Genomic DNA, 16,262 nt, shown 5'->3' on the forward strand with positions numbered 1-16,262 from the left:
CGACGCATTATCCCCCCTCTGCTCCAAAATGCTTATTATTTTGCGCATGCAGAGGCATTGTCGGCAAAAACGGGCGGCCCGGTCCGGCGATGCGGAGCAAAACGACCGGTTCCGTTGACGCGAGAAGCCGTATCCGGCCTTCGGTGAAGCCGGAACGGTTCCGGGTTAGGTTCGCTTCCAGGCGAACCGCGCCTCCGACGGCGGCGCGGCTATAACAGCGAAAAGGGGCGGGCACGTCGGGCCCGCCCGCCTTCCAATCGCAAACGCCGCCGCGTTATTCGTCTTCCTTGAATACCGGCGTGACGACCAGCTCGAAATCGAACCGCTTCTCGTCGAGCCGGTACTGCTCCAGCAGCTGCGGACCGCACGAGTTCGACCCGACGCCGCTCATTTTGTAGTCGAGGTGGACGATCGTTTCGTCCCGGCGCTTCAGCTTGTAGTCGTGCGTGGCCGCGGTCAAATCGCCCGGCGTATAGTGCGACGCATTGAACGAAAATCTTTCGGGCGAAGCGAACTTCAGCCCCATCCCGAGCTCGTTCGAGACGATCGCCCATTCCGTGTCGTACCGCGAGCCGTTTTCCTGCGGCATAATGTAATGCTCGAACATGTCGTCGACGGACATGACGTATTTGCCTCTCTTCGCGCTGTGCCGCTTGTCGATATAGCTTTCGTGCGGTCCGAGGCCGACGTATTCGACCTCCTCGCTGCCCTTCGGCATCGTCAGCTGCAGGCCGAACCGCGGCAGGAAGCCCAAGCTCTCCTTCACGCTCACGCTCGTGCGAAGCGAGACCGCGCCCGATCCGTCGATGCGCCATACCGCTTCGCCGCGCAGCAGCGGCGATTTCGTATAGCCGCCGAGCGAATAGGAGGCCTTGATTTCGACCGCCGAATCGCCGATGCGGCTCCAGCCGCAATCGTACACCTTCATGTCGGCCCGGTCGAACCCTTCGTTCAGCCACGCCTGCTTTACGTTTCGGTCGTTGTCGGTCGGCGCGCGCCAGACGACGAACCGCGCGGGTGCCGCGAGCAGCGGGACGCCGTGCTTGGACAGCTGTACGAACGTGCCGGCGCCCAGATCGAACGCATGCCGGAAGTCGAAGCCTTCGACGACGAGCAAGTCGCCGATTTGGCTTGCCTCGACGGCGGCACCGGCACCGGCTGCTGCAGCGGCGGCGTCGGACGCCGGCGCGGCGGACGGCAGCCCGAACTGCGCGAACGCCACCTCGTGGCCGAATTCGGCCCAGCGCGTCTGCTCCTTGAGCCGGCAGGAGACGGTCAAAATCGGCCGTCCCCGGACCGCGTGCGGAGAATCGTACGGCAAGGCGACGACCTGCGTCTCGTGCGGTCCCGCCTCCAGCCGCCATACGTTTCCTTGGCTCGCGACCGCGCCGTCGACCGTTACGGTCCAATGCAGGCACAGAGCGGACAAATCGACGAAATCGTACAGATTCGTTACGCGGATCCGGCCCGCGGCCAAATCGTCGGCTTCGATCCGGACCGGCGCGATTACCTGCTTCAGCTCGAGCAGCCCCGTATGCGGCTTCCGGTCGGGCGACACGAGCCCGTCGATGCAGAAGTTGCCGTCGTTCGGCTTGTCGCCGAAGTCGCCGCCGTAGGCGAAAAACGGAACGCCTTCCGCCGTTTCGGCGCGAACGCCGTGATCGCACCATTCCCAGACGCAGCCGCCCATCAGCAGCGGATAGCTGTAGATGACGTCCCAATAATCGTTCAAATCGCCCGGGCCGTTCCCCATCGCATGGCTGTATTCGCACAAAAACAAAGGCTTTTTGTTCCCGGGGTCCGACGCGTATTCTTCGATCGCCCGGACCGAAGCGTACATGCGGCTTTCGAGATCGAGGACGTCCGTATTCGCCGCCCCCTTGTACTGCGGCGCCGCGCCTTCGTAGTGGACCGGCCGCGAGCCGTCGCGTCCTTTCGTCCATTCGGCCATCGCGATATGGTTCGCGTCGTACCCGGATTCGTTGCCCATCGACCAGACGATGACCGAAGGATGATTTTTGTCCCGCTCGACCATCCGGACCGCCCGCTCCACGAAAGCGTCCTTCCAGTCCGGGTTCGCCGACAGCTTGTGGAACGCGCCCTCGGCCCAATTGTAAGCCGCGCCGATGCCGTGGCATTCCAGATCCGCTTCGTCGATTACGTAAAAGCCGTATTCGTCGCACAGGTCGAGAAAGCGCGGATCGTTCGGATAATGGGACGTCCGGATCGTATTGACGTTATGCCGCTTCATCAAATCGAGGTCGCGGATCATATGGTTCAGCGGAATCGTCTGCCCGAGCGAAGGATGGGAATCGTGACGGTTGACGCCCTTCAGCTTGACCGCCCGGCCGTTTATCGTAAAAACGCCGTCTTTGATCTCGATGCGCCGGAAGCCGACCGGAAACCGCAGCACTTCGCCGGCCGCGTGCACGTACAGCTCGTACAAATACGGCCGCTCGGCGTTCCAGAGCGTCGGCCGCGCAACCGGCAGCCCGATCGTCCCGCGTCCGTCCAGCTCGGCTTCGGACGCGGCGACGGTCGCGCCGTCCGCGTCTTTCAGCTCCGCTTTTACGGTTACAGGCCCGGTCGTCTCGATGTCCGCCCGCAGCTCGGCTTCGCCGAAGTCCGGGGACAGCTCCTGCCTGACAAAAACGTCGCGAACGTGCGCCTTCTCCCGCGCCAGCAAATAAACGTCGCGGAAAATGCCGGAGTATCTCCATAAGTCTTGGTCTTCCAAATACGTGCCGTCGCACCATTTCAGGACGAGGACGCACATCCGGTTCGTTCCGGGCCGCACGTGGGCGGTAATATCGAATTCGGCCGGAACGCGGCTGCCCTGGCTGTATCCGACGAAGGCGCCGTTTACCCATAGGTAGAAGCAGGAGTTGACTCCTTCGAACACGACGTAATTGCTTTTGCCCACCCAACGCTCGCCCGTTTTGAAGTCCCAGATGTACAGCCCGGCCGGGTTGGCGTCCGGTACGTACGGCGGGTCGCACGGAATCGGGTAATTGACGTTCGTATAATGCAGCTGGTCGTAGCCGTTCGTTTGCCAGCACGAGGGGACGACGAGCTCGTCCCAACCGCCGGCGTCGTAGCCTTCCTCGCAAAACGACAAGTCCGCCTGCCGCACGCTCGGATAATAGCGGAACTTCCATGCGCCGTTCAACGTTCGGTAAAACGGGGAACGCCCCCGCTTGCCCGCTTTCGCCGCGGAAGCGTCGCCGTACGGAATATAATGCGCCCGCGCCGCCTCCCGGTTCACCTGCAAAATGCCGGGATTTTCCCAAAGCTTGTCGATCCGTTTCGTCGTCATCTTATCGCTCCTTGTCGCCTAAATCGCTTCCATGCCCCCATTATAGATGTGGTATACTGGAACATCATACAACCAAAACGGACATAATCCCGTACAAAAAGGACATGATGGACTTGACGCCAGTCGACATGCCGCTGCTCGCGCTGCGGTCGAATTTGCAGACGCCGCCGGAGCAGGACGTCCCGATCCGCGTCTATACGGTCGGCACCGAAAAGCAATCCGCGATAACGCGGATGAAAGGCTTTTCGGCGAACCAGCTGTTTTTGACGTTCGCCGGCTCCGGTCTGTTCCGGCCGCTCGGGCAGGACAATTGGGACATCGTCGAAACGGACACGCTGCTGTACATCCCGGCGGGCCTGCCTCACGAATACGTGCCCCAAGGCCCCGATCCGTGGTACGTAGGCTACGTGACGTTCGTCGAGATGCGGGAAGGCTTGCTGGAGGGCTGGGGCTTCGGCAAGCAGCCGTACCGGCAAAAGCTGGCTTCCGCGCGGGCGCTGCTCGCGCCGCTGGCCGCCGTTTGGTCGTGCTCCGGCCCGGAGTTCGACGCCTGGCGTTCCGCCGAGCGGCTGTTCGCGTTTTGCCTCGAGCTGAAAAAGCAGGCGGCCGGCGCCGCGGGAGCCGAAACCGCCGACAGCGTGGTCAAAACGCCGCGCTACCGCGATTCGGCCGCCGGCAGCGCCGTCCGGTTTTTGCACGACCATTTGAACCGCGAGCTGACGATGTCGGAGCTGGCCAGCTACGTCGGCTATTCCGCCAAGCAGCTGAGCCGCTTGTTTCGCAAGGAGCTCGGCACGACGCCGATGCAATATTTGCAGCGCGTGCGGCTGAAGACGGGAGCGCTGCTGCTTGCCGAGCAGCCGCATATGACGGTCCGGCAAATCGCCGCGCATATCGGCATGGAGCCGGAATATTTCACCCGGCTGTACCGCCGGGCCTACGGGACGACGCCCTCGGAGGCGAGACGAAAACGGTCCGGGGAATAGCGCTTTCCCCCGGACCGTTGTTCCCGTTTTCTCGCACAGTCGATTATTTGCCGGTTTCGGCGGCGACCGCCTTGTTGATTTCCTCGTCCGCCTGGGCGAGCGCGGTGTTGACGTCGATCGCGCCGCTCGCGTATTCGGCGAACTTCGTTCGCACGATCGATTCGGCTTTGCCTCGGTATTGCGAAGCGATCGGATATTTGACCGGCTTGCTCTTGAATATGCTCTGCACGCTTTTCCCTTTGAACACGTCTTTGCTTTGGCCGAACGCCTGCTTGACGTCCGCCTTCAACAGCGGCGACACTCTCCCCGACTTCGAGCTTTCGAGCTGCACCTCGTCCGAGACGGCCGTCTCGACGACCTGCATCGCCCGCTCCTTATGCTTGCTCGCCTTCGTAATCATAATGACGCTGACGCTGGCGTTGCCGTACACGTTCGGCTTTTCCGGATAGCTCGGATACTGCGCGACGTCCCAATCGAGCCCGTTTTTCGCGGCCACCTCCAGCTCGCCGGCGATCGCGAGATCGGCGTACATCGCGACCGTCTTCTCCTTCAGAAAGTCGTCCTTCGCCTTGCCGGTCGTCATATTGCCCGGAATCGTATAAAACGCTTTCATCAATTCGAAAACCCGCTTCCATTCGTCCGTCCGCATCGTCGCTTTGTCCGTCTTGTAGTCGATCGCCGCGATGCCGAGCGGCTGCGACGCCCACACCATGTTGCCGATATCGAAGCCGCGGTACTGCGTCCCTCCGTCGTTGCGGGTCATTTTGCGGGCCGTCTCGAGCACCTGCTCCCAGGTCATGCCGTCCTTCGGATACGGAACGCCGAACTTGTCGAACAAGTTTTTGTTGTAGTAGAGCGCATGGTAAGCGAGGCTGACCGGCAGACCGAACAGTTCGTTGTTCGTCGAAGCGATCTTCACGTCTTCGATGTAGCCCGCTTCGAAACGGTTCAAATCGACGCGCCGCGACCCGATCAGCGGAGTCATGTCGTACAGCAGGTCTTTGTCCCGGTAGGAGGCCAGCTTTCCGTTGTACGATACGATCAGATCCGGCGTTTCCCCCGCCAAAATCAACTCGTCGAGCGTGGAGCCCTTCTCGTTTCTGTACAGCTTCAAATCGATGCTCGGATGCCGCTGCTTGACGGCCGCCGCCAGCTGGTCGATAAATTCCTGCTCGGTGCCGGAATCGTTCAGCAGCACGAGGCTGACCGGCTCCTCGCTCGCTTTGGCCGTTCCGTCCGCAGGGCCGCCGGCCGATTTTCCGCAGCCGGAGCCGACAACGGCGAGAACAAGCGCAAGAACGAGTCCTTTTCCATAATGGACCTGCATCGTTGTTTCCCCACTTTCCCCTATGTTTATACGTATAAATATTCGTCGCGGAAATCGCCTTCCGCCCGGCGTTACAGCGATTCCCGCTCGACCAGCTCGGCGCGCAGCACGCGATCGCCCGCGGGGCGCTTGCGCATTTTGTCCAGCATCACTTCCATGGCGATTTCGCCGACCTTTTCCCGCGGATAATGAATGACCGTCAGCGGAGGCGCCGTTTGCGACGACATCAAAATGTCCTCGGAGCCGGCTACGGCAAGCTGGCCCGGAATGCGGACGCCGAGCTCCCGGCATGCGGCCACGATGCCCGCGGTCATCAAATCGTTCGCGCCGACGATCGCCGTAAACCGGTCCTTCTCCTGAAGCGAACGTTTGACGGCGCCGCAGGCGGACAATAGCCCCCCGTCCGCGTACAAAATGTCGCTTTCCGCCAGGCGCAGCCGCTCCGCTTCCATCGCCCGCCGGAACGCCTCGAGCCGATGGCGCAGCGGGTGATCGGCATCGTTGATCGCCATATAGGCGATTCGCTCGTGCCCTTTCGCCTTCAGCAGCCGGATCAGCCGTCCGTACTCGAACGTCCAGTCCAGGTCGATGCACGTCACGTCATCCGTGCGGCGGTGCGCCGGCGTCGTTATCGAAACGAACGGGATGTTCAGCTTGGCGAAATGGCGCAGCGTTTCTTCCTGCAGCGACTGTCCGAGCAAAAAAATGCCGTCCACTCTTCCGTGCAGCAGCGCCTTCAGCCGGCTCTCCTGGGCTTTGTGAAACGTCTGGAAAAACAGCACGTAGTTATGCTTTGCCGCATGCTCCTCGATGCGCAGCAGCAAGCCGGCCTCGTGCGGATTGCCCAAATGATTGATCAAGACGGCGAGCTGCTCCGTCTTGCGCATTTTCAGCGCGCGCGCCGCCATATTCGTTTCGTACCCGAGCTCCTCGATCGCTTGAAGCACCTTGCGGCGCGTCTCTTCTTTCACGTAATTGCTGTCATTGAGGACGTACGACACGACCGCGATCGATACGCCCGCCCTTTCCGCGACTTCCTTCCGTGTTGCCATGCGCCCCTCCGCCGCTTCCGTTCTATTTTGGAAAATACCGCTCATTAGCACAGTATATCATAATCGAACGGAACGTTGTCCTTCGGCCGTTGTGACGAGGCCCGCCTCGCAGGCCGGGATTTTCGGGCTACCGCGTCGGCGGAGAGCTTCCGCTTAGGCGAGAAATCGCTTGCCCGTGCACGGATACGCATTTCCGAGCTTTTACAATCGCTCTTTTCGGCAGCCCCCTCAACCATTGCTTCATTCGCGTTATTATGTCCCCAAGCATCGCGAAACCGCTTTCTCGAACGCCGGCCGTAACCGGCTCGGCATGAATTCCGCCGCCGTCCGGACGCGAACCGCGAGTGGGCGGTCGATCGTCCGCCCCCTTTCCGCCGCTTATTTACACGTATAAATATCGGTCGCCTCCATTTGCTAAGCGCTTCCCATCGGTCCGATCTATGGCGGACGCATCCATTTATACGTATAAATATTGTATGGCTTTGCCTTTTCCGCGTCAATACCGATTCGGGAAAAAGGACGGCGCCATCGAAATCGCGATTTCGACTTCCCTTCGCTCTTTTCGGTTTTCGGTCATACGGCTGACGTACCGAGCCGAGCAATCGTTATCGAGCCGGAAAACGATCGTTGTTCCGCCGATCCTGCCCGGAGATGACGCCCATGCTGGCGGACTGCCAAAAAGAGGGGCCGCATCCGGCGGCCCCTCTCCCGATTTACCACTCCGCTACGGTGCCGTCCTCCTGGCGCCATACCGGGTTTTTCCAATCATGGCCGATTGCGGCCATTTCCCGCACCTTCTCTTCGTTCACCTCGATGCCGAGCCCGGGGCCGGTCAGGTTGGCGACAAAGCCGTCCTTGTAGGCGAACACGGAAGGATCCTTCAAATAATCGAGCAAGTCCGAGCCTTGGTTGTAATGAATGCCGAGGCTCTGCTCCTGGATGAACGCGTTCGGCGAGCACGTGTCGAGCTGCAGACACGAAGCGAGCGCGATCGGCCCTAGCGGGCAGTGCGGCGCGACGGCGACGTCGAACGCCTCGGCCATGGCGGCGATTTTGCGCGTCTCGAGAATGCCGCCGGCATGCGACAAGTCCGGCTGTATAATGTCGACGACGCCCTGCGCCAGCAGCTCCTTGAAGCCCCAACGGGTATACATCCGCTCGCCGGTCGCGATCGGACACGACGTATACCGGGCGATTTCGCGGAGCGCCTCGTTGTTTTCCGGCAGCACCGGCTCCTCGATGAACATCGGCCGGAACGGCTCGAGCTCCTTGACGAGTATTTTCGCCATCGATTTATGGACGCGGCCGTGGAAATCGATGCCGATGCCGACGTCGCGCCCGACCGCCTCGCGCACCGCGGCGATCCGGGCGATCGCGGCGTCCACCTTGCCGAGCGAATCGATATAATGCATTTCTTCCGTTCCGTTCATTTTCACCGCCGTAAATCCGGCCTCCACCTGGCGCTTCGCGGCTTCGCCCACGTCGCTCGGCCGGTCGCCGCCGATCCAGCAATAGACCCGCGTCCGGTCGCGGCACGCGCCGCCGAGCAGGTCGTAAACCGGCGCGTTGTAAAACTTGCCCTTGATGTCCCACAGCGCCTGCTCGATGCCCGATATCGCGCTCGACAAGATCGGTCCGCCGCGATAAAAGCCGCCGCGGTACAGCACCTGGAACAAATCCTCGATGCGCATCGGATCTTTGCCGATCAAATAGTCGCTCATTTCCGTCACGGCCGCGCGGACCGTGTCCGCCTTGCCTTCGACGACGGGCTCCCCCCACCCCGTTATGCCCTCGTCCGTTTCGATTTTCAAAAACAACCATCTGGGCGGAACTTTGAACAGCTCCAGCTTCGTAATTTTCATCCGACAGGCCTCCTATGGGTTGTCTTCTTCCCAGCTTGATTATATACCATCTTCAGGAAAAACGGTCCCGGTATTCTTGCGGCGTCATGCCGAATTGCTTTTTGAAGGCGTGATTGAACGAATGGGGGCGCTGATAGCCGAGCATGGCCGCGATTTCGTAAATTTTGTCGTGGCCGTGCTTGAGCAAATATTCGGCCTTCTCCATCCGGACGCGATGCACGTAATCGCTCAAATTGTCGCCCGTCTCCAGCTTGTAAATTTTCGACACGTACACCGGATGCAAATAAACGTGGTCCGCGATCGACTGAAGCGATACGTCCCCGGCCAGATGGTCGTCCACGAAAGCGCGAATTTCGTCGATCAGCGCGGCGCGGGAGTTTTTCGTCTCGCGGGTCATGTCGTCGCGGATGCGGCCGAGCATCCGGTCGCACCATTCCTTCAGCTGGGTAACGGAACGGAACGGGATGCCGCGGATCATTTTGTCGTAGTCGTCGCGGGCCAAATCGGGCAGGCTGCGGCCGCTCTTGTGAACGATATAGGCGAACGCCGACGCGATGCCGAAATACGCTTCGAGCAGCTGCTCCTGGGAGTCGCCGCCTTGGCGCTCCATTTCCCCGAACAATGCGTCGAGCTTTTCGCGAATCGCGTCCCATCTGGCCGCCTCCAGCAAATGGATGAGCGTCGGAGGCTCGTACAGGCTCGTCAGCGGCGTCACGTCCGGCGCGTCGGGCGCGTCCGGCAGCCGGACGAACAGCTCCTGCTCGCCGCCGATCGTCCGGCGGAACGCCGCCACCGACCGGTTGTACAGATCGGACAAATCAGCCGGAAACGTCCCCCAGCCGCTCACCAGTATCGATATTTTCCCTTTCAGGTAGCTGCTTACCGCCGTTTGCAGCGTCGAGGCGGTCCGCTCGAGCCAATTGGCAAGCTCGACGGAGTAGTCCGAGCCTTCGCGGGCGAACAAGGCGAACACCAAATATTCGTGGGCGTCTTTCGTATACCAGCTGTCCAGCCGGTCGCCGAACAGCTCGTGGGCCATATTGCCGATCGCGTACTCCATCAGCGAAAGACTGCGGGCGTCGTAATGCAGAAAATGCTCCTCCAGCCGGATCATCATGACGGCGAACGGCTTGCCGGTCACATCGCCGAGCCCGAGCATGTCCGTCTTGTCCCGCAGCAGCTCGGGAGACAGCCGGCGCCCTTGCAGCAGCTCGCCGAGCAAATTGCTCCGCAGCGCGGGCAAATGCTCCTTAAGCGTATAATCGAGACGCTGGCGGGATACGATTTCCTCCCATTCCGCGCGCAGCTTGTCCATCACCCGCCGCACCGCTTCGATCAGATCGCGTTCCGTTACCGGTTTCAGCAAATAGTTTTCCGTCCGGTATAAAATCGCTTCCTTCGCGTAATGAAAATCGGAATGGCCGGACAGCAAAATGCACTTCGTCTTCGGCCAGCGCCTCTGGATTTCCGCGATCAGCTGCAGTCCGCTCATGCCGGGCATGCGGATGTCGGTAATGACGATGTCGATCGAAGTCGTTTCGAGCAGCGAGAGCGCCTTCTCCCCGGAATAGGCGCCGTGCGCCTGCCCGATGCCGATCGCCTGCCAATCGATCGTCGTAAGCAGCCGTTCGACGACATGGACTTCGTCGTCCACAATCAACAGCTCTACGATGGTGTCCCGCCCCTTTCTATCCGGACGCGGGGCGTCCCCGGCTCCCGGCTGCGCCTCCATGTCAGCTTCGCCTGCAGGCCGCCCCCCGGATTCGGTTCGAACGAAAGTCCGGAGCCCTCGCCGAATTGGTAATACAGCCGCTGGTGCACGTTCCACGTGCCGCGGCCGATCCGATCCGTCATCGGATGATCCAGGCTCGACCGGAGCAGCTCCAGCTCGGCCTCGGAGACCGCCGCGCCGTTGTCGCGCACGACGATTCTGTTGAACACGTCGTCCTGCTCGCCGGCGATCTCGATCCGTCCGTCCTCCGGCCTGCCCTCGATGCCGTGGACGATCGCGTTTTCGACCAGCGGCTGCACGATAAGCCGCGGCACCGTTTCGTCCATCATGGATTCCGGAACGCGGATGTCGTAGCTCAGCCGGTGCATGCGCATGCTTTGGATTTCCAAATAGTGCCGGGTCATGCCGAGCTCGTCCCGAAGCGTCACCGTTTGGTCGTCAACCCGCGTCGTATAGCGGAAATATTCGGCCAAATGCTGCGACATCGCCACCACCGAATCGCGATCGTCCATCATCGCCGAATTGATAATGAAAAAGAGCGAGTTGTACAAAAAATGCGGATTGATTTGCGACTGCAGCTGCTTGAGCGTCGCTTCGCGCGACCGTATTTTTTCGGCGTACACGTCTTCGACGAGCAGCTGGATTTGCTCGGCCATCTCGTTGAACCGGACGATCAAGTAGTCGAATTCGTTGCGCGACCGGTATTCGATCCGCGTCGACAAGTCGCCCCGCTTGAGCCGGTGCATGCTGCGGATCAAGTTCAAAATCGGAATTTGCACGTTCCGGTACAGCATGAACGCGGCGAGCGTGCTCAGCAGCAATAAGAGGGCGACCGAGCCGTAAAACCAGTTGCGCGACTGCGCGATCGGCGCAAGCACCCGTTCGACCGGCTCGTAGTCGACCAAATACCAGCCGTCCAGCTGCCCCGAAGCGGCGTAGCTGACGAGCACCTGGCGGCCGCCTGCCTCGAGCCGCTTCTGCCCCGACCCGCCAAGCGCCGTTTCGTCGATCATCCGGATGACCGGCTCCATCGTCCGTTTGTCGGACGTGCTCGAGACGATTGGCTCTTCGCCCGGCTTGTACAGAAACGGCTCGCTTTGCTTGTCCTTCTTGTAAATGTCCAGCAGCTCGCTGATGTTGCGGTCGGCGAAGCTGACATGGAACAGCGCGGCCGCCTGGTCGACCCGCCTGGCGGTCGCAGGCTCGGCCACTTCGCGCACGAACGCGCCGGTCGGAAACCCGCGCGTCGCGTCCTTTTCATAGGTCCACGCGGTTCGCACCGCGCCGGTCCAGTTCCAATTCGGCGTGCCGTTCAAATAAATGTTCGACGACAGCACTTTTCGCTCCCGGGGCAGCACGATCGACAAATCGTTGGACCACGGGCCGGAAACGCTTTGCAGGCCGAGCTTTTCGGTAACGCGCGCCTGCCGTCCGAGCGATTCGGGAAGCGCCTCCGCCGCCGGCCGGTCCAAAAAATCGCGAATATGCGGATCCTGTCCCAAAATAACGGGAAACATCGACAAACCGGCGATCGCGGAATCGAGCTGGTACAAAAAGAAGGTGAGCTGGTTCAGACTCGACGACTGCACCTGCTCCCGCACGACTTGCCCCGCGGTGCGGGTCGAGAAGCTGTACAGCAGCAAAATCGGAATAAGCAGCAGGACGATCAAAACGAGGATGCGTCCGAATATGTTGATCTTCCCCGGCATTGCCGCTTCCCCTCCGATCGCCGTCGCCCGCCGGGCCGCCTTATCCTTTGACCGCGCCCGCCGCGAGCCCGCTTACGATATATCGCTGCGCGACCAGGGCGATGATGAGCACCGGCAGCGTAATGATGCAGGCGGCCGCCATCAGCGCGCCCCAGTTGATTTCCGAGTACGACATGAAGTTGAATACGGCGATCGGCAGCGTCTTCGTTTTGTCTCCGGCCAAAATGATCGAGAACATGAAGTTGTTCCAGGAGAAAATGAACGAAAGCAGCGACGACGTAATGACGCCGGGCCCGGAAATCGGCATGATGATGCGCAAAAACACCTGGTGATGGTTGCAGCCGTCGATCAGCCCCGCCTCCTCGATTTCCGTCGGCAGCCCTTCGAAAAACGAGATCATGATCCAGATGATGAACGGCAGCCCGACGAGCATGTGGCTCAAAATGAGCGCCGTATACGTATCGACCAAATTGATTTGCGAAAACAAAATGAACCACGGGATCAAAAACGTAATCCCCGGTATGATCCGCGCGACCAGGATGACGAGCCCGAGCTTGTGCAAATGGTGCCGCGCGATCGCGTACGCCGCCGGCAGGCCGAGCAGCAGCGACAGCAGCGTCGAGCCGACGGCCACGATCAGGCTGTTCCAGATGAATTTGAGGAAGTCGTATTCCCGGAACACGCTCGTATAGTTTTTCGTCGTCGGCTTGAAAAAGAGGAAGTTTTCCGTCGACATAATTTGCGCCTGCGTCTTGAACGAGGCGATCAGCATCCAGACGAACGGAAACGCGAAGACGACGACGACGAGAATCGTCAGTACCGCGTACAGCGCATTCAGTCCTTTTCGTTGTCTCATCACGCCGCCTCCAATCGTTTGCGCATCCAGATCATGAACAGCGTCAGTCCCATGACGAGCAGGAAAAACAGCACGAGCAGCGACGATGCGGCACCCAGCTTGAAGTATTGGAAGCCGAGCACGTACCCGTACAAATTGAGCGTCTCCGAAGCGAAGTTCGGCCCGCCCTGCGTCGTCGCATAAATGATGTCGAACGTTTTCAGGACGTCGATGAGCCGCAGCATCGCCGCGACGAGTATCGTCGGCCGCAGCAGCGGCAGCGTGATCGACGTAAACTTTTGCCAGCCGTTCGCCCCGTCGACGTCGGCCGCTTCGTAAGGATCGCTCGGCAGCGTGGCGATGCCCGCCATGACGATCAGCGAAATCATCGGCGTCCATTCCCAGACGTCCACGATAATGAGCGACGGTATGACCTGGCTCGTCGATGCGAGCCACAGCAGCGGCTGGAAGCCGAGCGCCTTCAGCAGCGTGTTGGCTACGCCGATCGTCGGCTCGTAGATGAGCATCCAGACGAGACCCATCGCGACGGGCGTCGCGACCATCGGCAGCAAAAAGATCGTCTTCACGACGTTTTTGCCGCGGAACTGGCGCGCGAGCAGCACCGCGATCGCCACGCCGAGCACGACCTCGACGACGAGCGCCACGATCGTGAAATAAAAGGTGGCGTACGTCGCGTGCCAAAACCGCGTGTCTTTCATCAAGGCGACGTAGTTGCTCAGGCCGACCCATTTCGGGGGCGTCGTCGCGGACATGCTCCATTCGTAGAAGCTGATCCGGAACGTGTAAATGATCGGAAACAGCATCATCACGAGCACGAACAGAACGGCGGGGATGACGTAGATCCATTTCAAGTTGCGGTCAAACCAGCTGTATTGCATCGTTATCTTCACCCCAGTCTTCAATCGCGAACAACGTATCCGCGTTAATATGCGTACGATCGGCGGTTCCGTCGGCGGGATTTCCGAAACGTAATGCGAAGAAAGGGCCACCTGCGATGGCCCTTTCCATCAACTGCCGCCGGCGTTAGGCGAATCGCCTTACTTCGTCTTGTCCTTGTCGACGATCGCCTGGAGCGCGGCGTTGGCTTTATTGGCCGTGTCCTGAACGTTCGTCTGGCCCGCCATCACCTGCTGCACGATTTCGCCGACCGCGTCGCGGGCTTCGCCGACGCTGACGACGACCGGACGGTCGTGGTCGACGCCGTTTTTCGAGCTTTCCTTGATGATCGGCACGAGCTCGGCCGGGAAGCCGGTCGTCCCTTCCGCCTTGTCCCAAATCGAAGCGCGCGCGCCCGGGTTGCCGGCCTGCTGCGTTTTCAGCACGACTTCCTTGCTGGACGCCCATTTGATGAACTCCCAAGCCGCGTCCTTGTTCGCCGCCTTCGCGTTCATCGCCAGCCCCCACGACGTAATGCTGTACGGCTTCGAGCCCGCTTTGCCGCCCGGGAACATCGCGAAGCCGACCTGGTCCGCCACCTTCGATTTTTCCGGATCCGTCACGTTTTTATACAGCGAGTTCGCGTCCGTCAAAAACGCCACTTTCCCTTGCGCGAAAATGCCGAACGCCTGCGGCCACGACATGTTCAGGACGCCCGGAGGGCCGAAATCCCGCAGCAGCGTGCCGTACGTCGTAAACGCTTTTACCGCCTCCGGCGTATTGATCGTCGCTTTGTCGCCGCTCATAAAGTCGGCGCCTTCCGAGTACAGGAACGAGGACACTTGCGTGACGAGCGGCGAGCGCTGTCCGCGGGCGACGAAGCCGTACATCTCCTTCGACGGGTCGTGCAGCTTTTTCGCCGCCGCGACGAGCTCGTCGAGCGTTTTCGGCACTTCGATTCCGGCGTTTTTCAGCAAATCTTTCCGGTAGTACAAAATTTCCTGCTCCGTAATGATCGGAATGCCGGCCAATTTGCCGTCGACCGTCACCGAGCCGATCGCCGATTTGGAGAAATCGCCGAAATCGTACGCCGCGTCTTTTTGCGAGTATTCGTCCAGCGGCTGTACCCAGCCGTTTTTATAAAACAGCTTGCCTTCCTGCAGCGGCCGGTACATGAATACGTCCGGCGTCGCCGACCCGGCCGTAAATTGCACGGTCAGCTTTTGCGTCAGCTGGTCCTCGAAGAAGCTTTGCACGTTGACTTTCATCCCTGTCGCCGCTTCGAATTCCGGCAGCAAAGGCTTGATCGCGTCGCCCCACGGATGGTTCGCCGTAACGAGCGTAATGCTTTTGCCCTGAAACGGCTTCGCGCCCGCTCCGCCGCCCTGCGTGCCTTCGCCGGCGTTGTTCGCCGCGCCTCCCGCGCAGCCGGCCAGCAGCGCCGTCGAGAGCAGCACGGCCATGCCCGCGCCTGTCATGCGTTTCGATTTATGTCTCATGATGACCCTCCCATTCGCGTTGATTCTGAACATCGTACCCATACTCAGCTTACCCGAACTTATTTTCTCAATATATAACTAATACTAAACATGGATAACAAAGCTTTAAGGAGTTGAAAACGAAAAAGTCTCTATCGCCACCCGGATGGTGGTTGATAGAGACTTCGATTGGCTTTTAGGGCGGGAAAGATCGATCCGAGCGCCAACGGCGTTCCCGGTCGGACCCTTGTGCGGTTAGCTCGCCAGGCACGGCGTAATAGGGAGGATTTTCTCTCAAAGCCCGGCCATTCCCGGGCATCGGCTCGCTTAGTCGGATTTTTACCGGAATTTCTCCCGATAAATTTCCTCCTTCGTAAGCGTCGGTTCGATGTAACGGGAAAAACTCCCGGTATTTCAATGATTTGTCGGTAAATTGGATCGATCGGGCGATATTAGCGGGCGGTTTTCCCGGTAAACGGGTCAGCGACGGGCAATCCGGCAAATTAACGGGAGGGTTTCCCGGTAAGGGTTCCGCATCGGACGCGAACGGAAAAATCGTTGCACTCAGCCCGCCGTTCACGGGCAAAATAGCGTTCAAAGGAACGCTATTTGCGCGGCGGAGCCGATTTTCGCGCGGGATCGTGCGCCTAGGCGCACTATTGGTCGCGCCGCCGCAGCCAACCGGCCGGTTCACGGGCAAATAGCGTTCAAAGGAACGCTATTTGCTCGGCGGAACCGATTTTCGCGCGAGATAATGCTCCTAGGAGCACTATCGGTCGCGGCGCAGCGCTCAGATGGTCGGTTCACGGGCAAATAGCGTTCAAAGGAACGCTATTTGCGCGGCGGAGCCGATTTTCGCGCGGGATCGTGCGCCTAGGCGCACTATTTGTCGCGCCGCCGCAGCCAACCGGCCGGTTCACGGGCAAATAGCGTTCAAAGGAGTTACTACTTAGGTCAGGTTTAGCGAAAACAAAATTCACCACGAAGAACAGCAGTCAGGGAGGTGAGGACGGGGAGATTTTGCTTGCGAAGAGTGGAAATAAAACCGCGGGCACGTGCAAACTGTTC

At 60.2% G+C, this 16,262-nt stretch carries 10 protein-coding genes; 1 reads left to right on the top strand and 9 read right to left on the bottom strand.

What is annotated here, in order from left to right; all coding sequences use genetic code 11:
* Positions 1-274 precede the first annotated feature (274 nt).
* Complete coding sequence (locus PV407_RS23485; RefSeq protein ID WP_332092437.1) at positions 275-3,316, bottom strand: glycoside hydrolase family 2 TIM barrel-domain containing protein; 3,042 nt, start codon at positions 3,314-3,316, stop codon at positions 275-277.
* Between the two features lie 113 nt (positions 3,317-3,429).
* Here PV407_RS23485 and PV407_RS23490 point away from each other — a divergent pair, with 113 nt between their 5' ends.
* The gene (locus tag PV407_RS23490) at positions 3,430-4,302 is read left to right on the top strand and encodes an AraC family transcriptional regulator (protein ID WP_332092438.1); all 873 of its coding nucleotides are present in this window, start codon (positions 3,430-3,432) and stop codon (positions 4,300-4,302) included.
* A 43-nt stretch (positions 4,303-4,345) separates the two neighbouring features.
* On the opposite strand, the gene PV407_RS23495 is transcribed toward PV407_RS23490, so the two are convergent.
* The 8 genes from PV407_RS23495 to PV407_RS23530 form a co-directional block, all read right to left on the bottom strand.
* The gene (locus PV407_RS23495) at positions 4,346-5,629 is read right to left on the bottom strand and encodes an ABC transporter substrate-binding protein (RefSeq protein ID WP_332092439.1); all 1,284 of its coding nucleotides are present in this window, start codon (positions 5,627-5,629) and stop codon (positions 4,346-4,348) included.
* A gap of 71 nt (positions 5,630-5,700) precedes the next feature.
* Entirely contained in the window at positions 5,701-6,681 is a 981-nt protein-coding gene (locus tag PV407_RS23500) for a LacI family DNA-binding transcriptional regulator (protein WP_332092440.1), read from the bottom strand.
* Between the two features lie 713 nt (positions 6,682-7,394).
* Entirely contained in the window at positions 7,395-8,543 is a 1,149-nt protein-coding gene (dgoD, locus tag PV407_RS23505; RefSeq protein ID WP_332092441.1) for a galactonate dehydratase, read from the bottom strand.
* Positions 8,544-8,595: 52 nt separating this feature from the next.
* Positions 8,596-10,275: a response regulator transcription factor gene (locus tag PV407_RS23510; protein ID WP_332092442.1), complete on the bottom strand. Its 1,680-nt coding sequence runs from the start codon at positions 10,273-10,275 to the stop codon at positions 8,596-8,598.
* Positions 10,209-11,984 carry a sensor histidine kinase gene (locus tag PV407_RS23515; RefSeq protein WP_332092443.1) on the bottom strand — a complete coding sequence of 592 codons (1,776 nt, stop codon included), beginning with the start codon at positions 11,982-11,984 and terminating at the stop codon, positions 10,209-10,211. Before PV407_RS23515 ends, PV407_RS23510 begins: the two co-directional genes overlap by 67 nt.
* Positions 11,985-12,024: 40 nt before the next feature.
* Entirely contained in the window at positions 12,025-12,840 is an 816-nt protein-coding gene (locus tag PV407_RS23520) for a carbohydrate ABC transporter permease (protein WP_332092444.1), read from the bottom strand.
* Positions 12,840-13,718, bottom strand: a complete 879-nt coding sequence (locus tag PV407_RS23525) for a carbohydrate ABC transporter permease (RefSeq protein WP_332092445.1) — start codon at positions 13,716-13,718, stop codon at positions 12,840-12,842. Before PV407_RS23525 ends, PV407_RS23520 begins: the two co-directional genes overlap by 1 nt.
* Before the next feature lie 159 nt (positions 13,719-13,877).
* Positions 13,878-15,215: an ABC transporter substrate-binding protein gene (locus PV407_RS23530; protein ID WP_332092446.1), complete on the bottom strand. Its 1,338-nt coding sequence runs from the start codon at positions 15,213-15,215 to the stop codon at positions 13,878-13,880.
* Between the last annotated feature and the right edge of the window lie 1,047 nt (positions 15,216-16,262).

It is taken from the genome of Paenibacillus sp. GYB003 (assembly GCF_036577625.1).
Taxonomy (GTDB): Bacteria; Bacillota; Bacilli; order Paenibacillales; family NBRC-103111; genus Paenibacillus_AB.

Coding starts and splice junctions, on each gene's coding strand:
- PV407_RS23485 (WP_332092437.1), bottom strand. CDS start 3,316: ATGACGACGAAACGGATCGACAAGCTTTGGGAAAATCCCGGCATTTTG.
- PV407_RS23495 (WP_332092439.1), bottom strand. CDS start 5,629: ATGCAGGTCCATTATGGAAAAGGACTCGTTCTTGCGCTTGTTCTCGCC.
- PV407_RS23500 (WP_332092440.1), bottom strand. CDS start 6,681: ATGGCAACACGGAAGGAAGTCGCGGAAAGGGCGGGCGTATCGATCGCG.
- dgoD (WP_332092441.1), bottom strand. CDS start 8,543: ATGAAAATTACGAAGCTGGAGCTGTTCAAAGTTCCGCCCAGATGGTTG.
- PV407_RS23510 (WP_332092442.1), bottom strand. CDS start 10,275: ATGGAGGCGCAGCCGGGAGCCGGGGACGCCCCGCGTCCGGATAGAAAG.
- PV407_RS23515 (WP_332092443.1), bottom strand. CDS start 11,984: ATGCCGGGGAAGATCAACATATTCGGACGCATCCTCGTTTTGATCGTC.
- PV407_RS23520 (WP_332092444.1), bottom strand. CDS start 12,840: ATGAGACAACGAAAAGGACTGAATGCGCTGTACGCGGTACTGACGATT.
- PV407_RS23525 (WP_332092445.1), bottom strand. CDS start 13,718: ATGCAATACAGCTGGTTTGACCGCAACTTGAAATGGATCTACGTCATC.
- PV407_RS23530 (WP_332092446.1), bottom strand. CDS start 15,215: ATGAGACATAAATCGAAACGCATGACAGGCGCGGGCATGGCCGTGCTG.